This window comes from Novosphingobium profundi (assembly GCF_020524485.1).
Lineage (GTDB): Bacteria > Pseudomonadota > Alphaproteobacteria > Sphingomonadales > Sphingomonadaceae > Novosphingobium > Novosphingobium profundi_A.
In genome coordinates, this window is the sequence record NZ_JAIVLF010000001.1 from 232,676 (window position 1) to 255,341 (window position 22,666).

General features: G+C 67.2%; 18 protein-coding genes. 9 read left to right on the top strand and 9 right to left on the bottom strand.

All coding sequences use genetic code 11. The features are described from left to right. Positions 1 to 19: 19 nt before the first annotated feature. From mqo to LC060_RS01045, 8 genes are all read right to left on the bottom strand, one after another. Entirely contained in the window at positions 20 to 1,708 is a 1,689-nt protein-coding gene (gene mqo / locus LC060_RS01010) for a malate dehydrogenase (quinone) (protein ID WP_226631961.1), read from the bottom strand. 302 nt (positions 1,709 to 2,010) lie between these two features. Further along, positions 2,011 to 2,901 (bottom strand): FAD:protein FMN transferase, encoded by an 891-nt coding sequence (locus tag LC060_RS01015; protein WP_226631962.1) that lies wholly within the window; start codon positions 2,899 to 2,901, stop codon positions 2,011 to 2,013. 122 nt (positions 2,902 to 3,023) lie between these two features. Further along, on the bottom strand, positions 3,024 to 3,881 hold the full coding sequence (locus LC060_RS01020) for a DUF4198 domain-containing protein (protein ID WP_226631963.1): 858 nt from the start codon (positions 3,879 to 3,881) through the stop codon (positions 3,024 to 3,026). A 63-nt stretch (positions 3,882 to 3,944) separates the two neighbouring features. Beyond that, entirely contained in the window at positions 3,945 to 4,442 is a 498-nt protein-coding gene (locus tag LC060_RS01025; protein WP_226631964.1) for a DUF2271 domain-containing protein, read from the bottom strand. Positions 4,443 to 4,466: 24 nt separating this feature from the next. Beyond that, positions 4,467 to 5,054 carry a PepSY-associated TM helix domain-containing protein gene (locus tag LC060_RS01030; RefSeq protein WP_226631965.1) on the bottom strand — a complete coding sequence of 196 codons (588 nt, stop codon included), beginning with the start codon at positions 5,052 to 5,054 and terminating at the stop codon, positions 4,467 to 4,469. A gap of 279 nt (positions 5,055 to 5,333) precedes the next feature. Beyond that, complete coding sequence (locus tag LC060_RS01035; RefSeq protein WP_226631966.1) at positions 5,334 to 7,439, bottom strand: TonB-dependent receptor domain-containing protein; 2,106 nt, start codon at positions 7,437 to 7,439, stop codon at positions 5,334 to 5,336. A 358-nt stretch (positions 7,440 to 7,797) separates the two neighbouring features. Further along, positions 7,798 to 8,430 (bottom strand): hypothetical protein, encoded by a 633-nt coding sequence (locus tag LC060_RS01040; RefSeq protein ID WP_226631967.1) that lies wholly within the window; start codon positions 8,428 to 8,430, stop codon positions 7,798 to 7,800. Between the two features lie 173 nt (positions 8,431 to 8,603). Continuing rightward, the gene (locus tag LC060_RS01045) at positions 8,604 to 9,647 is read right to left on the bottom strand and encodes a rod shape-determining protein (protein ID WP_226631968.1); all 1,044 of its coding nucleotides are present in this window, start codon (positions 9,645 to 9,647) and stop codon (positions 8,604 to 8,606) included. A 264-nt stretch (positions 9,648 to 9,911) separates the two neighbouring features. On the opposite strand from LC060_RS01045, the gene LC060_RS01050 reads away from it, so the two are divergent. From LC060_RS01050 to LC060_RS01080, 7 genes are all read left to right on the top strand, one after another. After that, the gene (locus tag LC060_RS01050) at positions 9,912 to 10,814 is read left to right on the top strand and encodes a 3'-5' exonuclease (protein ID WP_226631969.1); all 903 of its coding nucleotides are present in this window, start codon (positions 9,912 to 9,914) and stop codon (positions 10,812 to 10,814) included. Positions 10,815 to 10,991: 177 nt separating this feature from the next. Further along, positions 10,992 to 13,067 carry a PQQ-dependent dehydrogenase, methanol/ethanol family gene (locus LC060_RS01055; RefSeq protein WP_226631970.1) on the top strand — a complete coding sequence of 692 codons (2,076 nt, stop codon included), beginning with the start codon at positions 10,992 to 10,994 and terminating at the stop codon, positions 13,065 to 13,067. Positions 13,068 to 13,124: 57 nt separating this feature from the next. Beyond that, a complete protein-coding gene (locus LC060_RS01060; protein WP_226631971.1) occupies positions 13,125 to 14,450 on the top strand; it encodes a spinster family MFS transporter in 1,326 nt (441 codons plus the stop codon). A gap of 120 nt (positions 14,451 to 14,570) precedes the next feature. Next, entirely contained in the window at positions 14,571 to 15,662 is a 1,092-nt protein-coding gene (locus LC060_RS01065) for an NAD/NADP octopine/nopaline dehydrogenase family protein (protein ID WP_226631972.1), read from the top strand. 1 nt (position 15,663) lies between these two features. Then, positions 15,664 to 16,692, top strand: coding sequence for a 3-hydroxybutyryl-CoA dehydrogenase (locus LC060_RS01070; RefSeq protein ID WP_226631973.1), 1,029 nt, complete (start codon positions 15,664 to 15,666; stop codon positions 16,690 to 16,692). Then, on the top strand, positions 16,689 to 18,062 hold the full coding sequence (locus tag LC060_RS01075) for an FAD-binding oxidoreductase (protein WP_226631974.1): 1,374 nt from the start codon (positions 16,689 to 16,691) through the stop codon (positions 18,060 to 18,062). Before LC060_RS01070 ends, LC060_RS01075 begins: the two co-directional genes overlap by 4 nt. Then, on the top strand, positions 18,059 to 18,466 hold the full coding sequence (locus LC060_RS01080; protein WP_226631975.1) for a c-type cytochrome: 408 nt from the start codon (positions 18,059 to 18,061) through the stop codon (positions 18,464 to 18,466). The genes LC060_RS01075 and LC060_RS01080 overlap by 4 nt, the downstream gene beginning before the upstream one ends. A gap of 56 nt (positions 18,467 to 18,522) precedes the next feature. Here the strand turns inward: LC060_RS01080 and LC060_RS01085 are convergent, their stop codons facing one another. Then, entirely contained in the window at positions 18,523 to 19,512 is a 990-nt protein-coding gene (locus tag LC060_RS01085; RefSeq protein WP_226631976.1) for an AraC family transcriptional regulator, read from the bottom strand. A gap of 238 nt (positions 19,513 to 19,750) precedes the next feature. On the opposite strand from LC060_RS01085, the gene LC060_RS01090 reads away from it, so the two are divergent. Both LC060_RS01090 and LC060_RS01095 read left to right on the top strand, forming a co-directional pair. Beyond that, positions 19,751 to 21,253 carry an aldehyde dehydrogenase family protein gene (locus LC060_RS01090; RefSeq protein WP_319005393.1) on the top strand — a complete coding sequence of 501 codons (1,503 nt, stop codon included), beginning with the start codon at positions 19,751 to 19,753 and terminating at the stop codon, positions 21,251 to 21,253. Then, positions 21,250 to 22,554: an amidase family protein gene (locus LC060_RS01095; RefSeq protein ID WP_226631977.1), complete on the top strand. Its 1,305-nt coding sequence runs from the start codon at positions 21,250 to 21,252 to the stop codon at positions 22,552 to 22,554. The genes LC060_RS01090 and LC060_RS01095 overlap by 4 nt, the downstream gene beginning before the upstream one ends. Positions 22,555 to 22,666 lie beyond the last annotated feature (112 nt).

Sequence of the window (22,666 nt, forward strand, 5' to 3'; positions counted from 1 at the left end):
GGTGACTGGTCTGTGTGCCTTAAAGCGCCTGCATCTCAGAGTTGAGATTGCCCGGGGCGGGCGCGTTGTCGTTGGCCGGGGCCTTCGCGTCCTTGGCGCCCTTAAGGTCTTCCGGGACCGTGATGTAGGGCAGCTTGAGCGCGTCGCTGGTGGTCTTGCGGATGCGGTTTACCAGCGCGGGGTCATCGTTCAGGACCTTGTCCTGCGCCGGGTAGATCGCGTCGAGCTTGCCCTTCCAGCGGCCTGCAACCTGGTCCGGAAAGACCTTCTTGAGGACGTTGTAGGCAATCGAGGGCGAGGTCGAGGCGCCGGGCGAGGCGCCCAGCAGCGCGGCGATCGAGGCGTCCTTGGCCGAGACGATCTCGGTGCCGAACTGCAGGATCGCGCCCTTCTCGGGATCGTTCTTGATGATCTGGACGCGCTGGCCCGCAGTAATCAGCTTCCAGTCCGAACGCTGCGCCTTGGGGAAGTACTGCGCGAGCTGCTTCTGGCGGTCCTCATCGGTGAGGGCGGCCTGGTCGGCAAGGTAGGAGACGAGGTTGAAATTGTCCGCACCGACCTTGAGCATGGTGCCCACGTTGTTGTCGTAGACCGAGGAGAACAGGTCCCACCACGAGCCGTTCTTGAGGAACTTGGTGCTCTGCAGCGCGAAGGGGCCGAACAGGACGTAGTTCTTGCCGTCGATCTTGCGCGCATCGATATGCGGGACCGACATCGGGGGCGAGCCTTCGTCCGCCATGCCGTAGGCCTTGACGTTGTGGCGGTCGGCGATCCGGGGATCGTCCATCACCAGGAACTGGCCGCCAACCGGGAAGCCGCCGTAGATCTTGCCTTCGGGAATGCCCGAAAGCTGCAGCAGCTTGAGCGCCGCGCCGCCGGCCCCGATGAAGACGAAGCGCGACTTGATCGTGTGATTCTCGTTCGCTGCGAGGTCGTGCACGGTCACGTTCCAGGTCTTGTCCGCGTTCTGGTGCAGGCCGCGGACCTCGTTGGAGAGGTGCATGTGGAAGCGCGGGTTGCGGCGCAGGCCATCGGCCAGACCACGCGTGATCGCGCCGTAGTTGACGTCGGTGCCCAGCGGCATGAACGTCGCGCCGACCTTCTCGGCCGGGTCTCGCCCATCCATCAGGATCGGGGCCCAGTCGGCGATCTGCTTGGGGTCGGTGCTGAACTCCATGCCATAGAACATCGGGTTCGCGGTCAGCGCTTCCCAGCGCTTGCGCAGGAATTCGATGCGCTTTTCGCCGAAGACGACGGCCATGTGGGGGGTGGGGTTGATGAAGGTGGAGGGCTCGGGAAGGTTGCCCAGTTCCACTTCATGCGCCCAGAACTGGCGCGACTTCTCGAATTCGCTGACCGTCTTGACGGCCTTGTCGATGTTGATCGAACCGTCGGGCATCTCGGGGGTGTAGTTCATCTCGGCATAGCCCGAGTGACCGGTGCCCGCGTTGTTCCACCCGTTCGAGCTTTCCTCGGCGACCTGGTCGAGGCGTTCGTAGAGGTGCACGTCCCAGGTCGGTTCGAGCTCCTGCAGGTAGGTGGCGAGCGTCACGCTCATGATGCCCCCGCCGATCAGGACGACGTCGACCGGCTCTTCGTTCTCGGCCTCGGGGGTGCCGCCCCAGCTGACCGGGCGCAGCAGGAACACGGCTGCGGCCACAAGGCAGACGGCCACGAGGCCGCCGACGATCTTGAGAGCTTTTTTCATGCGCGCCTCGCTGCGGGCTGCACCCGTTTGGAGGAGGCGATGGGGGGCGTGGTGAACATCGTGTCTCTTCTCTGCTGACCCTGGGAGGGGGAATGCCTGGTGCGCGGTATGAGCGTCCCGGGACGTTCGCCGCGTGTGATGGCCGCCCTATCCCCATCGCTCTGGCGGAGGTCAAACCGATTCGAGATTGATGTAAGTATTTGAAAATAAATTAATTAGTTTAGCGCAGGAGGCGCATTTGTGCATATTTCAGGCCGATATCCCGGGGTGTGCGTCAAAATATGCACAACTGGGGCGCAGTGTCATTCCATCATGCGCGCCAGGGCAGGGCTGATCCATTCCACGATTTCCTCGCCGCGGCGGACGAGCGCGCGGACCGCAAGGTTCTCGCGCGTGGCGAGCGCCTCGATTTCGGACAGGGGCAGGACGCCGAGCGCGGTGGCCCAGCCATCCGCGCGCATCGTCGTCTGCTCGATCACGCTGAGCGCCAGGACATGGTGGACGGGCTGGCCGTCGCGCGGGTCGATCGTGTGGCACCCGCGCACGTAGTCGCCCGAGGTGGCGACAGCCTGCCCGCACAGCGCCAGCCGCAAGGGCGCGATGCCCTGCGCGAGGGCAGGCGGCGGGATTTCGAGTTCGACCCACCAGGGATCGCCATCGGGGCGCAGGCCGCGCCCGGCAAACTCGCCGCCGATCTCGACGAGGAAGTGGCGCAGGCCCGCCTCCTCCAGTGTCTGGGCGAGGGCATCGACGCCATACCCCTTGGCGATGCCCGAAAAGTCGAGGTGCAGTCCGCCGGGCTGGTAGAGCCGGGAGGTTTCGGCGTCCCATTCCAGCCGTGCCCAGCCCGAGACGGCGAGCGCGTCGGCAATGGCGTCCCGGGATGGCGGCTGGTGCGGGGCGGGGCGTGGCCCGAACCCGTGCAGGTTCACGAGTACCCCGATGGCAGGGTCGAAGGTGCCTTCGCTGCGCGCGGCCAGGTCCAGCGCGGTGGCCATGACCTGCGCGAAATCGGGTCCGAGGGTGTGCCAGCTTCCCGCCTCCGCGCGGTTGAAGCGGGTGATGGCGCTGTCGCTTTCCCAGTGGCTGAGCTGGTCGATCAGCGTGTCGAGCCGTGCGTGCAGGAGCGCGGCGATTGTCGCGGGCGCGGTGCCTTCGCCCAGCAGGGCCTTCAGGCTCCAGCGCGTGCCCATGGTCTCGCCCTCCAGGGCATGGACCGGCGCGCCCTCGCGCCATCCGGTGAGGATGTCGGGCGAGATGTCGAGGGGGACGGCGATGCGGGCGCCGTCCTCCCCGGTGGTGTCGATCCTGGCGCTCAGGGGGCGACCACTTCGGCGGTGAAGGTGTAGCCCATGCGGCGCCTGGTCGCGCGCGGCTCGGCCGGGTTCGCATCCTCGGCCTTGGCGTCGATCCAGTACATGCCCGGCGTCGGCCAGGCGATGGTGGCGATGCCGTCCGCGCCGGTCTCGACCGTGGTCACCATTTCGCTCGAACGGTACTGCTTGGAGCCCGGAACCGCAGTGACCTTGACCCCGGCGGCGGGCTTGCCGTCGATGAGGAAGCGGAAGCGGCCCGGCTCGTTCGCAACAAGGTCATCGGGGTGCGTCAGCGGCTGGAGTTCCAGGCCCTTGCCGGTCGGCGTGAAGGCGTCGGTATCGGGAATGCCCGAGGTCACGAAGGTGCCGTTGGTGCTGAGGTTCTCTGTCAGGTCGATATCGCTGGCGCCATCGGGGATCGCGTCGACGCCGTCCACGCGCTTGTCGCCGGGACGCGGACGCCCGCGTCCACCTACGCGCCATTCCTCACCGTTCAGCTTGAACGAGCCGAAGTAGCCCTGGCGCGTGACGCCCACCCACCAGGTGCCTTCCTGGTCGATGGCGACATCGAAGGTGCTGCGGTGGCGCGCCTTGGCGGCGTTGAGCATCTCGCCCTTGCTGCCGTCGGGCTTGACGATGGTGAGGATCTCGAGCGGCATGGCCACGTGATCGGGGTTGAACAGGTCGTTCGAGATCGCCCCGTCGAAGGAGATCGTCTGGTCGGTGCCCGAGAGCGTTGTCGCCGAGGGGACCAGCCAGAAGCGGTGCGCCGAGGCGGGGCTGGTCGTCAGCGCGAGCGAGGCCAGCGACAGCCCCGAGGCGAGCGCGAGGCGCGAGAAGAGAGTGCGGGAGTTCATGGCAGAACCTTTCTGGGCCCTTTCCCGGGCCGGTACGTGACAGGAAATGGGAAGCGGACGTCGTCAGCGGATGGTGATGGCGCCAAGCTCGGTCTTGCCCGAGGCCGTGCCCTTGGCGCCGGGCACGGTGATCGGCAGCGAGACGATCTCGCGGCCTCCGGTCTCACGCGCCGCCTCGACCTTGAGGACATAGGCGCCCTTGGGAAGATTGGCGGGGAGGGGAATGTCGTAGGAGCCGGGCGTGCGGGTTGCCCCGCTCACACCGTCCGCCGGGAGTTTTAGACGCCGACCGCCCTTGCGCCACCAGGTGCGCAGGTCCGTCAGCCACTTGGTGCCCGGTTCCGCGCCTTTCTTCTTGATGTCGTACCACACGAAGATCGTGCGTGCCGCGCCGCCCGTCTCGGGTTCGAGCCAGGCCGCGACATAGGGCGCATGGTACTCGGCGACCTTGATGCGCGGGATGGTGACGCGGATCGTCTCGGCGTTCGCCGGGACGGCCAAGGCGCTGGCCGCACCTGCGACAAGGGCGGTGGCGCCGGTGGTAGTTGCAAGCCGTGGCATCGTGCAAAAAGCCTTTCGCTCGGATCAGTGGATGAAGAGAAGCGCAACCGCGAGCGGGATCACGAGGCCGAGGCCGGTCAGCGGCCAGGTCAGCGGGCGGTTGCGCGCGTGGAGTTGCAGGAGGACGAGGCCGGTCAGGGTGAAGACCAGGCACGCAAAGGCGAAGAGGTCGATGAACCAGCCCCAGGCCGAGCCGGTGTTGCGGCCCTTGTGGAGATCGTTGAGGTAGGAGAGCCAGCCCCTGTCGGTGCGTTCGGCCAGGACCTCGCCGGTTTCGGTGTCGATGCTGACCCAGGCGTCGCTGCCGGGGCCGGGCATGGCAAGGTAGATCTCGCCCGGCGCGCTCCAGTCGGCTTCGATCCCGGCTGTGGCGAGGCCGGTGATGTCGCGCACGGCGGCTGCGACGGGCGGGGGCAGCGGGCGGGCCTGGGTGTCTTCGGTGTCCAGCAGGCGCAGCGTCTGGCTCGAGAGGGCGCCCTCCATTTCGGCGCGCACGGGCTCGGCCGGGATGTCGGCGGCGTGGTTGAGGGTGAAGCCGGTGACGGTGAAGAGCAGCATGCCCACGAGCGAGAGCGCGGCGCTGATCCAGTGCCAGGTGTGGAGCTGCTTCATCCAGAAGGCGCGGGCCTTGCGAGGGCGACGTGCCGTACCCGGGGTTGGGGCCGGAGCTGTGTGGCGCGTTCCTTTCGCCTCGCTGGTCCTTGCGTGCATGGGGGTCCTTCCGGTGCGGTGTGATGGTCCTGTCGGGGGAAGGACTATCATTTATTGCGAATATTTCGCAATAGCGAGTGCAGCCGATGGGCATCGGGTGCAACCCTCAAGAATGAATACCCCGTATTCAGGGGGGGCGTATCCCGGCCCGCGTGTCCCGGGATACGCCCCTGCGTGCTCTTAGAAGTCCACCATCAGCGAAGCGCTGAAGCGGCGGCCGTCGAGGACATAGGCAAAGCCGTCCTCGGGCGTGACCTGCTTGTTGGTGACGTTGTAGACGCCCAGGTTCACGCGCAGGCCGTCCTTGGGCTCGATGTTGAAGCCCAGATTGTAGAAGGTGTAGGGCGCGTAGGTGAAGCCGTTGGTCTGCGACCCGCTCGAATTGGTCGAGCGCCCCGAGGTGCGCCCACGGTAGTTGAGCTGGCCCCAGGCCCGGATCATGTCATTGAGATCCCAGTCCAGCGAGGCGTTGAACATGTGCTTGGGAATGTCGTTGAGCGGACGTCCCTCGTTGTCGCCCGAGGTCTGCTCGGTGTGGGAGTAGGTGTAGCTGTGGCGGTAGCGCAGGCCGTCGATCACGCGCCAGTCCAGCGTCCATTCGACGCCCTTGAGTTCGGCGGTGTCGACGTTGATGTAGCTGGTGTAGCCGAACTGGTGCGCGGGGTAGGTCGTACCGTTGTATTCGCAGACCTGGTCGGCCTCGCAGATGCGGCCCGTGCGCATCAGCTTGTCTTTGAAGTTGCTCTGGTAGGCCGTGACGCTGGAGGAAACGCCGAGGTCGTGGTTCACGTAGCTGACGCCCGCCTCGTAGTTCACCGTCTTCTCGGGCATCAGGTCGGGGTTGCCGATGATGACGCCCCCGCGCGAGATCGAGCCGAAATCGGTCGCCGCGCGGCGCAGGCTCGGCACCTTGTAGCCGGTGGTCACGCCCCCCTTGACGGTGAGGTTGCCGGTGGCCCGGAACACGGCGTAGGCCTTGGGGCTGAAGCGCGTGCCGAAGGCGCCGCTGTGGTCGACGCGCCCGCTCAGCAGGATCGAGAGGTCATCGACGATCTCCCAGTTGTCCTCCAGGAACGCGGCGTACTGGTTGCGGGTCATCGAGACGATGTCGGTCGGCACGACCATGCCGGGCAGGTTGAGACCGTTGGTGGCGCCATCTTCCAGGCTTTCGTGGAAGTAGTTGACGCCGGCCACGATCTTGTGGCGCTCCAGGCTGATCGCCATCTGCGAATTGGCCACCAGCGTGTCGAAATCGACGCCGTTGCCCGTCTCCGCGTTGGTGCGGGTGGGGTTGGAGGACTTGTCGTAGGTGACGTAGGAGTTCCAGATGAGGTCGCCGTAGGTGCCCTCGTGGGTGGCGAAGAAGTTGTCGCGCAGGGTCTTGGTGAACGTCAGGTCGTCGTCCTCGGCCAGGCTCTTGCCCGGCGTCGAGGTGCGCTCCTGGATGGTGTGGGTGCCCCCTGCCGTGAAGGTGTTGTCATCGTCGAGGCGCAGGCTGAGCTTGGCGCCGACATTGCGGCGCTTGAATTCGGGATCGGCCGCAGCGCTGTCTCCCCCGCCCACGAAGTCGGATTCGTCCTGGTAACGCACGCCGCCGGTGAACTGGACCGAGAGGCGGTCGCGGATCAGCGGCACGTTGAGCGCGAGGCTGGCGTTGATGCCGTCGTTGGTGACGTCATTGCCGGGACCTGCCTTGATGTACTCGGTGGAGAAGCTGCCGCCGAATTCGTTGATGACCTTCTTGGTGATGACGTTGATGACGCCGCCAATGGCGTCCGAGCCGTAGAGCGAGGAGGCCGGGCCGCGGATGACCTCGATGCGCTCGATCGAATCGAGCGGAGGCAGGAAGTTGATCGGGGTGCCCGCCTGCTGGCCGTTGAGGCCGAAGGCCTGGTTGTCCTGCACGCGGCGCCCATCGATCAGGAACAGCGTGTAGTCCGAACTCATGCCGCGGATCATCACCGACTGCTCGACACCGCCGCCCTGGATGTGGACCCCCGGCACGTTCATCAGCACGTCGGTGATGTCGGTGTAGGAGCGCTGCTTGATCTCGTCGGCGGTGATGACCGAAATGGTCGCAGGCGCGTCCTGGACATTGAGTTCGTAGCCCGTGGCCGAAACCACGATGTCCGCCGGGGCGGCCTCGTCCCGGTTCATGCCTACCGACTGCGCATTGGCTGCGGTCGCGGCGTCCGCAGCGGCATCGGCCGCATGGCCCTGTGCCGGCAGCAGAGCCAGCGCGAGCAGCGAGGCGGTGGAAAGGATGTGGCGGTTGGTCTTCGGCATGTGGCCCCCTGGATACGAATGCGCCGCAATCGCGCGTCATCCGGCAGGCCGCACGGGCAGCCCCTTTTTCGGATGGTCTTTGCGAAAGCGGATGGGCGCCCCTCGACACCCACACTATGATATTGCGAATTATTCGCACCAGCTATCGCGAGTCATTCGCATGTGCAACAATCCAGGATGAATAGAGCAAATCCATTTTTGCACGGGGCGTGCCCGGTCTGCGGGCAGGGGCGCAAGGCCTCGGGCCGCACGGACCCATAGCGGCGTGTACGGCAGCCGGGACACGGCGGCCCACGCAAGGGGCGGGGAGGAAATGGATCGCGGGCCGGGACCCTTGGTCGCGCCAGCCTAGCCAGTTTTACCGATAGGTGCGATTGGCTTCGTAAGCTTCGACTTCGAGCGGCATCCTGGCATGGCCGTAGGTCTGCAGCTCCTGCATGTAGCGCTGCACGTAGGCATCGAAACTCGCACTGCGTTCAATCTGGGCCACGTGGACCAGTTCGTGCGCCAGGCTGGGCCGATCCAGTGTGAACCCGTCGCGCACCCAGATGGTATACCCGAAGGCCTGCGCGTTGTTGGTAATGCCGGGCCCGATGAAGCCGAGGCTTTCGCCCATCTTGCGCATGGCCTCGTCCTGCGTCGGGAACGGCACGGCCTCGACATGGACCAGGCGGACCTTCTCGGGGTGCGCAATGCCGACCTGCCGTGCAAGTTCGGTCTGTTCGGCTGTCAGCGGTGTCCCGCGCGCCTGCCCCTCGGCTTCGATGCCTTTCGCCCACGCGGCGTACTTGGCCAGAAATTCGGCGCCGGTATCAGCCTTTTCGCCCGACACCTGCGCCTCGTGGTTTGTGGTTGCGGCAAAGGTGGGCGTAGGGGCCGCGCAAAGGAGACCTGCCGTGATCACGCCCCAGGCAGACGCCATCCTGCGACGCGTGGTCGTGCGCATCTGCCGAGTGGACAGGATCCTTGGGCTCTCACCAAACGTCGTCACGGGCCAATTCCTCCTGGTGTCCTTGCGCCGAGCCCCCATCGGCGGTGCCGAACGTGGTAGCGGACAGGCGCAATTCCTCAAGCGCCCTGTCCGCATTTTCCAGAAAGGTCGCACAAGCCCGAGGGCGATGGCCCGTCGCGTATCCTTCTGACTTCGCGTGCGTGCCAGCGCGCTCAGGCTTCGTTGAGAACGCCCTGGTAGACCGTTTCCTCCAGCGCGCGGCCTGCGCCCTCGGCCACGCAGAAGAGGGCGTTCTCGGCCACCACCACGGGAAGGCCGGTTGCCTGTGAGAGGGTCTCGGCAAGATCGGTGAGGAGCGCGCCGCCGCCCGTCATCACGATGCCCTGCTCGATGATGTCGGCGGCAAGTTCAGGCGCGGTGTTCTCCAGCGCGTTGAGCACGGCCTCGACGATCTGGTTGACCGGCTCGGAGATCGCCTCGGCGACTTCGGCCTGGCTGATCTCGATCTCGGCAGGGACGCCGCGCACCAGGTCGCGGCCCTTGCACTGCATGGTGCGTCCCCGTCCTTCGGCCGGCGCGCGAGCGGTGCCGATCTGGATCTTGATGCGCTCTGCGGTCACTTCGCCGACCATCAGGTTGTGCTTGCGGCGGATGGCCAGCGCGATCGAATCGTCGAGCGTGTCGCCGCCCACGCGCACCGAGGTGCTGTAGGCAAGACCGCTGAGCGAGAGGATGGCGACTTCGGTCGTGCCCCCGCCGATGTCGACGACCATGCCGCCGATGGGCTCGGTAACGGGCATCCCCGCGCCGATGGCGGCGGCCATCGATTCCTCGATGATCCAGACCCGCGAGGCGCCCGCCGACTGGGCGGCATGGCGGATCGCGCGGCGCTCGACCGGGGTGGAGCCGGCGGGCACGCAGATCGCGACGGCCGGGCGGCGCGGCAGGCGCCCCGGTCGGCCGTGGGCCTTGCTCATGAAGTGCTTGATCATCTGTTCGGCCACTTCGATGTCGGCGATCACGCCGTCGCGCAAGGGGCGGATCGTCTCGACGTTTTCCGGCGTCTTGCCCATCATCAGCTTGGCCTCGTCGCCGATCGCGCGCACGCGGCGGATGCCGCCGCGCGTCTCCAGCGCCACCACCGAGGGTTCGTTGAGGACGATGCCCTTGCCACGGACATAGACAAGCGTGTTCACGGTTCCCAGGTCGATGGCCATGTCGTGCGAGGGAAAGGCAAACAGATCTGATAGACGCATTCGGGTGATCAATCTTCCACAAGGGGCGCGGCCGTGGTGCCACGGCGGCTGCAGGCAGGTTCCGGTCGGCGGTCCGGAGCGAGGCGCCGCTGTTGGGTAGCGGCAGGGGCTGCGTCAACGTCCCTTGCGCCCGACCGTCCGCTGGACGCGACCACTGGCCTTGGCATGTGTCCAGCACGTCCGGGCGCGGGGCACGTCCGGCCTGTTCCGCTTTGGCGCAAGAGAGCCTTTCCTCGCGGCATGGGGGGCGCTATCGCCCCGGCGATGTCCAGTTCTGCGCTCCTGTCGACCCAGACCGAATTCGAGCGGGCCGCCCGCTTTCTCGAGACGAGCCCCGACTACCGCGTCCTGCGCAAGCTGCAGAGCGTGCGGGGTTTTCACGCGCCCCGGCCCGGCGTGGAGACGCGCGTGGGCGTGGCGGTCGATGTCGAGACGACCGGTCTTGACCATGAGAGCGAGGTCATCATCGAACTGGCCGTGCAGCGCTTCCGCTTCGATGCCGAGGGGCGCATCGTCCAGGTCGGCCAGCCGCGTGTCTGGCGCGAGGATCCGGGCCGCGAGCTCGACCCGCGCATCACCCAGCTTACCGGGCTGACCAACGCGGTTCTCAAGGACGAGGCGATCGACGAGGAGACGGCCGTCGAGATCCTTGGCTCGGCGGATCTTATCGTCGCGCACAACGCCGCCTTCGACCGCCCCTTCGTCGACAAGCGCCTGCCCGCGCTTGCGGGCAAGGCCTGGGCCTGTTCGATGGCCGAGCCCGATTGGCTGGAGCTGGGCTTTGATGGCCGCGCACTGGCGCATCTCGTGTTCCAGTGCGGCTGGTTCTACGAAGGCCACCGCGCGGAGAACGACATCCTCGCGCTGATCTACCTCCTGGCCCACGACCTCCCCGAGGGGCGGACCGTCCTTGCCGATCTCGTCGCGCGCTCCGAGGCGCCCAGCTACCGGGTCAACGCAGTGGATGCGCCGTTTGAGTCCAAGGACAAGCTGAAGGCGCGCGGCTACCGCTGGAACGCGGTGCTGCGCTTCTGGTCGCGCGAGATTCCCGAGGCCGAGCGGGCCGAGGAGGAAGCCTGGCTGCGCGCCGAGGTCTACACCACTGGGCGCGGGAGCCCGGCCTTCTTTCCGGTCACCGCGAACGAGCGCTACACCCCCTCCACCTGATCCCGGCCTGCTAGATCAGCCTGTCGGTTTCGTGCCAATACCGGCTTTGCGCTTCGCCTTGCGCATAGTTCGCCCCGCGCCTTGCGGCCTAGCCTCACTTCCTTGCGGCACGTCGCCGCGGCAGGGCAGCGAGCGGGAGTGCGCGTGGGGCAGGACAGGGTGCAAAGCAGGGCAAAGGTGTGGGCCAGCGGTCTGGCGGCAGGAGCGGCAGCATCGCTCCTTGCCGCACTGGCCGGTTGCAGCTTGCAGGGGCGCACGCCCGACTACGTGAACTGGGCCAGCCATGGGCTCGACGGCGCCGAGACCCGCTTCAGTCCGCTCGATGCCATTACCTCTGATAATGTCGCAGACCTCGGCGTTGCCTGGTTCGCCGATTTCGACACGCGCACCTTGCGCGGGGTCGAGGGTACGCCGCTTGTCGTCGATGGCGTGATGTACGCGACGGGGGCGTGGAGCAAGGTGCTGGCGCTCGATGCGGTGACCGGGCGCAAGCTCTGGGAGTACGATCCCGAGGTGCCCGGCAGCGCCGCGCGCGAGGGCTGCTGCGGTGTCGTCAACCGGGGCGTCGCCTACCACGAGGGGCGCATCTACCTGGGCGCCTTCGACGGACGGCTGATTGCGCTCGAGGCTGCGACGGGCGCCGTCGTCTGGCAGGTCGATACCACCGAGGGCAACAGGCCCTACACCATCACCGGCGCGCCGCGCGTGGTGAAGGGGCGCATCGTGATCGGCAACGGCGGCGCGGAATATGGCGTGCGCGGCTATGTCAGTGCCTACGATGCCGCGACGGGGGAGCGGGCCTGGCGCATCTACACCGTGCCCGGAGACCCGGCGAAGGGCTTTGAAAGTCCCGCCATGGAAATGGCCGCAAAGACCTGGAGCGGGGAATGGTGGAAATATGGCGGGGGCGGCACGGCCTGGGATTCGATGGTCTACGATCCCCAGCTCGACCTTCTCTACATTGGCGTGGGCAACGGCGGGCCTTGGAGCCGCGAGGTGCGCTCGCAAGGGGAGGGGGACAACCTCTTCGTCTCCTCGATCCTCGCGGTGCGGCCCGAGACCGGCGAATATGTCTGGCACTTCCAGGAAGTGCCCGGCGATGAATGGGACTACACCGCCACCCAGCACATGATCCTGGCTGACATGGAATGGGAAGGACGCCCCCGCAAGGTCTTGATGCAGGCGCCCAAGAACGGTTTCTTCTACGTGCTCGACCGCGAGACCGGGGAGTTTCTTTCGGGGACGCCTTACGTTCCTGTCACCTGGACCAAGGGGCTCGATCCCGAGACGGGCCGCCCGGACATCGTGCCCGCCGCGCGCTACAGCGAAGAGGGCGCGCCGTTCCTGGGGATGCCCTCGCCCGCAGGCGGGCACAGCTGGCAGCCGATGAGTTACAATGCCGCGACCGGCCTCGTCTACTTCCCGACCGCCGAGATCCCTTATGGCTATGTCGCCGGGGACGCGAAGGCCTTCACGCTTGATCCGCACGGCTGGAACACCGGGCAGGACGAGGCGAAAAGCTCCATGCCCGAGGACCCCGAGGTGCGAAAGCAGATCGCCGCCATGATGAAGGGCGCGCTTGTCGCGTGGGATCCGGTCAAGGGCGAGCGGGCCTGGTCGGTGCCGATGGATACGCCCTGGAACGGGGGCGTCCTTTCCACGGCCGGCGGGCTTGTCTTCCAGGGCAACGCGAGCGGCGAATTTGTCGCCTACGATGCGAAAGACGGGCGCAAGCTGTGGGCGCGCCAGATGGGCTCGGGCATCGTTGCGCCGCCGGTGACCTATGCGGTGGACGGCGTGCAGTACGTCTCGGTCGCGGTGGGCTGGGGGGGTATCCTGCCGCTCAATCTGGGCGTGGCGCTGAAGGACGCGCAGCGCCCGCGCGTCAACCGGGTGGTGACTTTCCGGCTTGGCGCACACGGCGAACTGCCGATCCCGGCACCCGCGCCCGAAGCGCCCCTCGCGCGCATTGCCTCGGACGCCAGCGCGGCGACGGTCGCGCAGGGGCGCCACCTCTACCACGTACGCTGCTGGATGTGCCACGGCGACACCGCGGTCAATCGCGGCGGTATCCCGGACCTGCGCGCTTCGCCTGCGATCACCGATGCGGGTGTCTTTGCCGCCTTCGTGCGCGAGGGCGTGGCTGAGCCGCGCGGCATGCCCAACTTCGGCGAGGAACTGGACGCGCAGGAGACCGAGGCGATCCGCGCCTATGTGATCAAGCGCGCGAACGACCGCATGAGCGCGCGCTGAGGCTGAACCAAAACGCGCCCCGACAGGGGGCGAAGCACACGAGGGGGGACAAGGGGCATGGCAAGCATCGGCGAAGACGGCGCGCATTCGGCGGCGGGAGGACAAGCTGCTCAGAACGGCTGGTACGTCGTCGGGATTTGCATGGTGGCCTATGTCCTCTCCTTCGTGGACCGCCAGATCCTGGCTCTGATGATCGGGCCGATCCAGGCGGACCTCGGCATTTCCGACACCCAGTTCGGCCTTCTCCATGGCCTGGCCTTCGCGATTTTCTACGCGACCATGGGCATTCCGCTGGCCAGCCTTGCCGACCGTGTTTCGCGCCCTCTCGTCATATCGGTCGGGATCGCGGTGTGGAGCGCGGCAACGCTCATGTGCGGGCTCGCGCGCGGGTTCACCCAGCTGTTCATTGCGCGCATCTTCGTGGGCGCGGGCGAGGCGGGTCTTTCGCCTGCAACCTATTCGCTCATCAGCGACCTGTTCCCCAGGGAGCGGCTGGGGCGGGCCTATGCGGTCTACTCGATGGGCTCGTTCCTGGGCGCAGGGCTGGCCTTTCTGGCGGGCGGCGCGGTCATCGCGGCGGTCGGCGGGATCGGCGAGGTATCTCTGCTGGGCCATCCCCTGCGCGCCTGGCAGCTGGTCTTCCTGATCGTCGGCGCGCCCGGGTTCCTCCTTGCCGCGATCATGGCGCTGAGCGTGCGTGATCCGGGCCGTTCGGGCGGGGCGGCACAGGTGCCTGGCCTTCTCCGCGTTCTCGCCCACATGGGGGAGCACCGCGCGATCTATATCCCCCACGTTGTGGGCTACACCTTTGCGGCGATGGCCCTGTTCGCGCTGCTGGGTTGGGCGCCCGCGCTGCTTATGCGCACGCAGCACCTGAGCCCGGGCGAGGCGGGCGGCTGGCTTGGCATGATCGCGCTTGTCTTCGGGGTGAGCGGTGTGCTCGCCAGCGGCTGGATCATGGATGTGCTGACCCGCAAGGGGCATCTCGCTTCGCCCTTCACGACCGGAATCGTGGGCGCGGTGGGCACGCTTCTCTTCGCCGCGCTCCTACCCTTTGCCGATGGCTTCGCCGCGTTGATCGCGGCGCTGTGCGGGCTCATGTTCTTTGCCTCCTTTCCCATGCCGCCCTCCACGGCGGTCATGCAGATGGCCGCGCCGCCAGCCATGCGCTCGCGCGTCTCGGCGATCTTCCTGTGCAGCAATTCGCTGATCGGATCGACGCTGGGCGCGCTTTTCGTCGGTCTGCTCAATGACCGGGTGTTCGCAGGGCAGGGCGGTGGCGTGGCCGCCTCGCTCGCCTGCGTGACCGGCGGTGCGGCGCTGGTCTGCGCGCTTGTGCTGAGCCGCGGCTGCGCACCGTTTGCCCGTCTTGTGCGCCGTTGAGAGCGCCCTTGCGCAACGCCCTTTGCTGCGGATTTCGCACCCCGCCTGCCGATAGCGAATAGAGCCCGCACGGACCTTCGCCCAAGATCGGTCCTGTAAGCGATCAGGAAGGAAATACGAATGCGCGTTGCCGTTCTGGGCGGGGGGCACGGGTGCTATGCCGCCGCCGTCGAAATGAGCGAAATGGGCCACGAGGTCTGGTTCTGGAGGCGCGATGCCGAGGCCTTCGGGCCGGTGCTGGAAACCGGCGCGATCAAGGTGAAGGACCACAAGGGCACGCGCGAGGTCGTCATCGCCCATCCCACCACCTCGCTCGAGGAGGCGATCAGCCAGGCCGAAGTGGTCATCATCCCGCTGCCCGCGACGACCCACGAGAACCTCGCTGAGGCTTGCGCGCCCTACTGGAAGGACGGCCAGGTCGTGTTCCTGCCGCCCGGCACGCTGGGCTCGATCATCTTTGCCCAGGCCGCGCGCGCGGCGGGCAACCGGGCCGATGTCAGCTTCGCAGAAACTGGCACGTTGCCCTATCTCGTGCGTAAGCACGGGCCTGCCGAAATCGTCATCAGCGTCTACGCCACGCGTCTGCCGACAGGTGTGTTTCCCGCCCGCAACGCCGAACGCGCCATCGCCCTGCTGCAACAGGTCTACCCGGCGGTCGAGCCGATCGAGGATGCGCTGTCGGGCGGGTTGATGAATGCAGGGCCGATCATCCACCCCCCGCTGATCCTGATGAACGCCGGGCCGCTGGAGCATTTCCCGGCCTGGGACATCCACAACGAGGGAACCCAGCCCTCGATCCGCGCGGTGACGAGCGCGCTCGATGCCGAGCGCATGGCCCTGCGCGAGGCGCTGGGCTACGGCGCGCCGCACTTTCCGCTCGCCGACCATTACCATGCCGGGCCGCAGGACGGCGAGGAGTGGATGTACGGCTATGCCGCGCACGAAAAACTCACCGACAGCGGCGACTGGCGTGAGAAGATCGATCTGCAGAGTCACCGCTACATGGTCGAAGACACGCGCCTTGGCCTTAGCATGATCACGTCGATCGCGCGCTGGGCCGGGCACGAGGCGCCGCTTGCCTCGGGACTTCTGGCCATGGCGAGCGCGATCACGGGCCGCGATCTCTACGCCGAAGGGCGCACCCTGGAGCGCCTGGGCCTCGCCGAGTTCGACCGTGCGGCGATGACCACCTACCTGCGCGAGGGGATCTGATATGGCAGGCGAGCACAGCGCCCCGCTTTCGCCAGCCACCATCGGGTCCGTGGCCGCAGTCGGGGCCGGACGAATGGGGCGGGGCATCGCCATTGCCTTTGCGGCCATCGGCGTGCCGGTGACGCTGGTCGATGCCAAGCCCCGCAACGCCGATGCCCTGGACACCTTGCGTACAGCGGCGATGGCCGAGATCGAGGCGGACCTTGCGTTCCTCGTCGCGCTGGGGCTCATTGACAGGGCGGGCGCGGAAGGCGCGTTGGAGCGCGTCGCCTTTGCCGGACGCGACACAGCTGCCGAGGCCCTGTCGGGCGCGTCCATCGTCTTCGAGGGCGTGCCCGAGACGCTGGAGGCCAAGCGCGAGGGCTTCGCCTTCATCTGCGCGCATGCAGCGCCCGACTGCATCATCGCCTCGACTACTTCGACCATCGATCCCGAGGATCTTGTCGGCATGGTCGAGGGGCCGGAGCGCTTCCTCAACGCGCACTGGCTCAATCCGGCCTATCTCATGCCGCTGGTCGAACTTGCGCCGTCTTCGGTCACCGATCCCGAAGTTGTCGCGCGCCTGAAGGCCGTCCTCAGCGCAGCGGGCAAGGTGCCCATCGTCTGCCGCAACGCGCCGGGCTACATCGTCCCGCGCATCCAGGCGCTGGCGATGAACGAGGCGGCGCGCATCGTCGAGGAAGGCATTGCCAGTGCCGAGGACGTGGACCTGGCCGTGCGCACGGGCTTTGGCCTGCGCTTTGCGGTGCTGGGGCTCCTCGAATTCATCGACTGGGGCGGGGGCGACATCCTGTTCCACGCCAGCAACTACCTCTCCGAGAAGGTCGATGCGCAGCGCTTTGCGGCCCCCGAGATCGTTTCGCGCAACATGGCCGAGGAACGCCGGGGCTTGCGCGATGGGGCAGGCTTCTACGACTACGCGGGCGTCAACGCGGAAGTCTACCGCGCCGGACGGCTGGGCGATTTTGCCGCGCTCCTGCGCCTGCGCGGGCTGGTACCGCCCTTCGTGCACGGAACCTTGCCCGCATGATCCTGGCAGCCCTCCGCGCGGCGCTGGGCGAGGCGCAGGTGCTGGGGCCCGAGGCCATCGCACCGCGCTATTTCGATGACGAGACGGGCGGCACACCGGGCGCGCCGGTGGGGCTGGTCCGTCCCGGCTCTACCCGCGACGTGTCCGAAGTCCTGCGCCTGTGCCATGCGGCGGGGCAGGCCGTGGTGGTGCAGGGCGGGCGCACCGGGCTCACCCGTGCGGCCCTGCCGCGAACCGGCGAACTGGTGCTCTCGCTCGAACGGCTGAACCGGGTCGAGGAGGTGGATGCGACAAGCGGCACGATGACGCTGGGAGCAGGTACCGTGCTGCAGGTGGCGCAGGATGCAGCGGCAGAGGCTGGGTGGCGCCTTGCGGTCGATATCGGCGCGCGCGGCAGCTGCACCATCGGCGGGATGATCGCAACCAATGCGGGCGGGCACCAGGTCTTTCGCCACGGCATGATGCGCGCCCACGTGCTCGGGCTGGAGGCGGTCCTGGCCGACGGCAGCGTGGTCAGCGCCATGCAGCCTATGCTCAAGAACAACACCGGCTACGACTGGACGCATCTCCTGATCGGGGCGGAGGGGACCCTGGGCGTGGTGACGCGCGCGCTCCTGCGCTTGCAGCCTGCCGTCGCGGGCCACGAGACAGCGCTTTGCGCGCTTCCCGATTACACAGCGCTGGTACGGCTGCTGGCGCTGCTGCAAGCGCGCCTGGGCCCGCGTCTCGCCTCGTTCGAGGCGATGTGGGATGACTTCATGCAGGAGGCCGTTGCCGTCTCGGACCTGCGTGCTCCTTTCGAACAGGCCTGGCCTTGCTGCGTCCTGGTCGAGACCGAGGGGCCCGAGGACGGCGCTCTGGGCGCCGCGCTTGAAGAGGCCATGGCGCAGGACATCCTGGGCGATGCGCTGCTGGCGCAGTCCGGTCCCGAGCGCGCCCGGTTCTGGGCCTACCGCGACGCGATCGGTGAGATCACCCGTACCATGGCGCTGTTCGAGCCGTTCGATGTCGGCGCGCCAACCGCGCAGATCGGCGAGTTGGTGGAGACGATCCGGGTACGACTGGCGCAGGAACTGGGCCTCACGCGCATGGTCTGCTTTGGCCATGTTGCCGATGGCAATCTGCACATCGCGCTCGAACTGGCGCGTGAGGACCAGCGCCACGCCGCCGAGGCCGTGATCTATGCCGCCGTGCGCGAGGCTGGAGGAACCGTCTCGGCCGAGCACGGCATTGGCCTGCTCAAGCGCGGCTGGCTGGGTCACACGCGCAGTGCCGACGAGATCGCGCTGATGCGGCGCTTGCGCGGCGCGCTCGACCCGCACGCCATTCTCAATCCCGGACGTATTTTCGACATGGAGACCCCGCGATGATGAAGCCCCCCCTTTCGTCTCTGTCCCGTCTTGCGCCTGCTGTGGCGTTCGCGGCGCTGTGTTTGTCAGCCGGTTCGGCCCGGGCGGGCGAGGATACCCTGGCGGCGGGCAAGGCGCTGTTCGGCGCGCGCGCCTGTTCGGCCTGCCACTCGCTTGAAGCGGGGCGCAATCTCAATGGGCCTTCGCTTGCTGGTGTTGTCGGGCGCGCGGTCGGCTCGGTCGAGGGCTACCGCTACTCACCGGGTCTGGCCGAGGCCAAGGGGGCCTGGGACAAGGCGCGCCTGGATGCCTGGCTCGCCGATCCGCGCGCGATGGTGCCGGGCACCCGCATGGCGGTGAAGGTTCCCTCAGCCCAGGAACGCGCGAAGATCATTGCCTACCTCGCCGCGGCCAAGGGGCGCTGAGCGCCAGGTGCAAGGGCGGTCCGGTACGAACGCGGACCGCCGCTTTTGCGGGCTTCTCAGACGCGGTGGTTGCGCAGCGTTTCGGACGGGCTGCATCCGTACTGCTGGCGGTAGTACTGCGCATAGCGCCCGAAATTGACGATGCCGCAGTCGAGCATCATCTCGGTCACGCTGCCTTTCGGATTGCCGGTAGCAAGTGTCGCGTGCAGCTTTTCCAGCCGGTGGCGGCGCACGTATTCGACCGGGGTCTGCCCCAGGAACTGGCGAAATCCGGTCTGGAGACTGCGCACGCTGACTCCGACCTGGATGGCAAGGTCGGCAACCGAGATCGTCTCCTCGATCGAATCGTGGATGATCTCGCGCGCGCGGCGCACATGCCAGGGCGCGACGTCGTTGCCATGCAGCGCAATCTGGTCGGAATAGGTGTTGCAGTAGTGGTTGAGCAGCATCTCCACCATCAGCATCGCGTACTGGCGCTGGGTGTGCTGCACCGACATCAGCCCGGGCGCGAGCTCCATCTGCAGGATCAGATGCTGCAGCAGGTTGCGCCAGACCTGGGGCAGCTCGCGGCCCTTCTGGTTGCCGGGATGGAACAGCACCGGGCGGTTGACCGGAATGTGCAGGCACTTGGTGAGGTAGTCCTCGAAGGCGCTGGCCGCGATGCGCACGGTCAGGTTGCGCGAATCCTCGGTCATGTGGATGCGCGTCGTGTGCCCGGGGCAGGTAATGTAGAGGTTGTCGGGCTGGATGATCCCATGAACGCCCTCGGACCAGACCGAGGTGTGGCCCTGGATCGCGGCGTGAATCAGGAAATGGGAATCGAGATCGATCGGATCGATCACGACTTCGGACCCGTACTGGATATCGACCAGCTGCGTCTCGGCGACGTTCATGCAGCGAAGCCGCACGTTCATGGCGCCCGGATTGCTGATGTCCAGATCGTGCGGCGCCAGTCTTTTCCCTACGAAGTCAATAATCTCGTCTTTGTCTTTGGATCTGAAGTCGCGCATCGCGGCGCGCTTCGAAATGCCAGTCGAACTTAGCATGACTCCTCCCTGCCGCCCTTCCGGGCAGTCAAATCATTGAGACAGTACTATTTCTGATTCCCCACTTATGACCTCAGGATGTTGGAATAAATTGAAAAGTCAAGTGTTCTGTCTTGGCTCCTTTTGCGCGACTTCGCTGCCAATTCCGGTTCCTGCCTGCGCGATCTGAATAGCGGCAGGGGGACTTCGCGGCCTAGCTCGGGACATCACGTTTCTTCGAGTTTGTTGCGGAGTCCATATGAGCAAGATGATCGACCAGAAGACCCTTCTGTCCGAGGCCACCCGTGCCTTTGTCTCGGCCCCCAAGGGCATGCTGATCGACGGGGAATGGTGCGCAGCGCAGTCGGGCCGCACCATCTGCGTGAGCGATCCGGCGACGGGGCTGGAGATCACCAGCGTGCCCGCTGGCGGCGCGGCGGACGTCGACAAGGCCGTGGCCGCCGCGCGGCGCGCCTTCGAAGGGGACTGGGCCAAGGTGCGCCCGGTGCAGCGCGAGCGCCTGCTGCTCAAGCTCGCCGACATGCTGGAAGCGCGGGCCGACGAGTTTGCCGAACTGGAGACGCTCGACAACGGCAAGATCCTGATGATGTCGCGCCACGCCGACCTCAACCTCGCCATCGATTCGCTGCGCTACATGGCGGGCTGGGCCACCAAGATCGAGGGCACCACGATTTCACCGTCCTTTGCCTACGTGCCCGACGTCCAGTTCACCTCCTACACCCTGCGCGAACCGGTGGGTGTGGTCGGCCAGATCATTCCCTGGAACTTCCCGCTGGTCATGGCGATCTGGAAGATTGCCCCGGCTCTGGCGGCGGGCTGCACGGTCGTGCTCAAGCCCGCCGAGGACACACCGCTCAGCGCGCTGCGCCTGGGTGAGCTGATCTGCGAGGCGGGCTTCCCCGAGGGCGTCGTCAACATCGTCACCGGCGATGCCGAGCCCGGCCAGGCGCTCGTCGACCATCCTGATGTCGACAAGATCGCCTTCACCGGCTCGACCGAGGTGGGCAAGATCATCCAGCAGCGCGCGGCGGGCACGATGAAGCGGCTGTCGCTTGAACTGGGCGGCAAGTCGCCGGTCGTCATCCTCAAGGACGCGGACGTCGAGATGGCCGTGCAGGGCGCGGCGCAGGCGGTTTTCTTCAACCATGGGCAGGTCTGCACCGCCGGCTCGCGCCTCTTTGTCGAGCGCCCGCTCTACGACGCGGTGATCGAGGGGCTGGCTCAGGCCGCCGACAGCTTTACGGTCGGCTCGGGTTTCGATCCCAACTCGCAGATGGGCCCGCTCATTTCGGCGACGCAGCGCGCCCGCGTGCAGTCCTATCTCGACAAGGGTAGCGCCGAGGGTGGACGGCTGGTCACCGGCGGTGAGGCGATCGATGGGCCCGGCCACTTCCTGCGCCCGGCGGTCTTTGCTGACGTGCGCCCCGACATGACGATCTACCGCGAGGAGATCTTCGGTCCGGTGCTGGCCGCAACGCCCTTCGATGACCTCGACGAGGTGACGCGCATGGCCAACGACAGTGCCTATGGCCTGGGGGCGAGCGTGTGGACCGGCAACCTGCAGTTGGCCAACCGCTTCGTGCGCACGCTCAAGGCGGGCAACGTCTGGGTCAACGCGCACAACTTGCTCGATCCGGCGGTGCCTTTCGGGGGCTACAAGATGTCGGGCTATGGCCGTGAACTGGGCCATGCGGTGCAGAACCTCTACACCGAATCGAAGTCGGTCACGATGCCGCTGTGAGCGGGGCTGGCGAAGACAGCGCGTGGCGGCTGGCCGCCGCGCGCGGGCTCAACGCCATAGCCGCGCACGATGCGCGGGAGGGCGCGCTTTCCCCGGGAAGCGCGCCCATCGTTCTGGTGAAGGACAACATTGCGGTGCGCGGGCAATCCTGGACGGCGGGGAGCCCGCTCTTTGCCGGGTGCCGTGCGGATCGCGATGCGGGCGCGGTGGACAGGCTGCGCCAGGCTGGCGCGTGCTTTCCCATTCGCACGACGCTGCACGAACTGGCCTTCGGCGTGACGGGCGCCAACGCCTGGAGCGGGGACATCGCCAATCCCCACGATCCGGGCGGGATCGCAGGCGGATCGAGCGGCGGCGCGGGCGCTGCGCTGGCGCTGGGCCTGGGCGATCTGGCCCTTGTCACCGACACCGGAGGCTCGGCGCGCATTCCGGCCGCGCTGTGCGGGGTGATCGGCTTTCGCCCCTCGACCGGGCGCTACCCGGCCGAGGGCCTTATCGGCCTCTCGCCCAGCCGCGACACGTTGGGTCTGATGGCGCGCGCGCTTGCGCCGATCCTCTGGGCCGACGCCGTGATCGCGGGGGAGGCGAAGGAGGAGCCAGACTTGCCGGGGTCTCCTACCATTGTGGTGCCTGACCGTCACGCGCTGGGCACGCTCGAGCCCGCCGTGGAGGCTGCGTTTGCGCGCACGGTTGCGGCGTTGGAAGCGCTGGGCGCGCGCATCGTCCCTTGCGATCTGTCGCGCATCACCGCGCTCGATGAGGCCTGCGGCTTTCCCATCGCGCTTTTCGAGGCGGCACGCTCCCTGACCGCGAGCGTTCCAGCCCTGACCGGGCGCGATCTGGCCTCCAGCCTGGGGCGCATCGCAGGCGCGGACGTGCGCGAGCTGGTGGCCAGCGCGCTTTCTGGTGACGCGGTCCCGCAGGCGGTTTATGAGGAGGCGATCGGGACAACCTGGCCCGCCTTGCGCGCCGCCTTCGCCGATCTTTTCGCAGGCGGCATCGATGCCGTGCTGCAACCCACCGTGCCGATGGTGGCCCCGTCGCTGGGCGGCGGCGAGACGGTCACGCTGTGTGGGGAGGCGGTGCCCGCATTCCCGACGCTCAGCCGCTTTACGCGCCCGGACAGCATGGCTGGTCTTCCCGCGATCTCGCTCCCTGCCGGGGAGGACGCGGCGGGGCTTCCCATCGGCATGATGCTGACCGGCGCGAGAGGGCGCGACCGCGCCTTGCTGCATCTTGCCGCGCGGCTGGCGGACCCATTTCGGGACAGTGCTGCCCCTGCCACGCCGCGCAGGGGCTGAGGCGCGGCTTTTGTTCCCAACGCGCACATTGGCTGCGCAATCCGAATAGCCGCCCCTCCCGCTTGGTGACAGCTTCCCCTGCAAGGACCGGCGCGAAGACCGGCGATGTTCG

Coding starts and splice junctions, on each gene's coding strand:
- mqo (WP_226631961.1), bottom strand. CDS start 1,708: ATGAAAAAAGCTCTCAAGATCGTCGGCGGCCTCGTGGCCGTCTGCCTT.
- LC060_RS01015 (WP_226631962.1), bottom strand. CDS start 2,901: ATGGGCACGCGCTGGAGCCTGAAGGCCCTGCTGGGCGAAGGCACCGCG.
- LC060_RS01020 (WP_226631963.1), bottom strand. CDS start 3,881: ATGAACTCCCGCACTCTCTTCTCGCGCCTCGCGCTCGCCTCGGGGCTG.
- LC060_RS01025 (WP_226631964.1), bottom strand. CDS start 4,442: ATGCCACGGCTTGCAACTACCACCGGCGCCACCGCCCTTGTCGCAGGT.
- LC060_RS01030 (WP_226631965.1), bottom strand. CDS start 5,054: ATGAAGCAGCTCCACACCTGGCACTGGATCAGCGCCGCGCTCTCGCTC.
- LC060_RS01035 (WP_226631966.1), bottom strand. CDS start 7,439: ATGCCGAAGACCAACCGCCACATCCTTTCCACCGCCTCGCTGCTCGCG.
- LC060_RS01045 (WP_226631968.1), bottom strand. CDS start 9,647: ATGCGTCTATCAGATCTGTTTGCCTTTCCCTCGCACGACATGGCCATC.
- LC060_RS01050 (WP_226631969.1), top strand. CDS start 9,912: ATGTCCAGTTCTGCGCTCCTGTCGACCCAGACCGAATTCGAGCGGGCC.
- LC060_RS01060 (WP_226631971.1), top strand. CDS start 13,125: ATGGCAAGCATCGGCGAAGACGGCGCGCATTCGGCGGCGGGAGGACAA.
- LC060_RS01065 (WP_226631972.1), top strand. CDS start 14,571: ATGCGCGTTGCCGTTCTGGGCGGGGGGCACGGGTGCTATGCCGCCGCC.
- LC060_RS01070 (WP_226631973.1), top strand. CDS start 15,664: ATGGCAGGCGAGCACAGCGCCCCGCTTTCGCCAGCCACCATCGGGTCC.
- LC060_RS01075 (WP_226631974.1), top strand. CDS start 16,689: ATGATCCTGGCAGCCCTCCGCGCGGCGCTGGGCGAGGCGCAGGTGCTG.
- LC060_RS01080 (WP_226631975.1), top strand. CDS start 18,059: ATGATGAAGCCCCCCCTTTCGTCTCTGTCCCGTCTTGCGCCTGCTGTG.
- LC060_RS01085 (WP_226631976.1), bottom strand. CDS start 19,512: ATGCTAAGTTCGACTGGCATTTCGAAGCGCGCCGCGATGCGCGACTTC.
- LC060_RS01090 (WP_319005393.1), top strand. CDS start 19,751: ATGAGCAAGATGATCGACCAGAAGACCCTTCTGTCCGAGGCCACCCGT.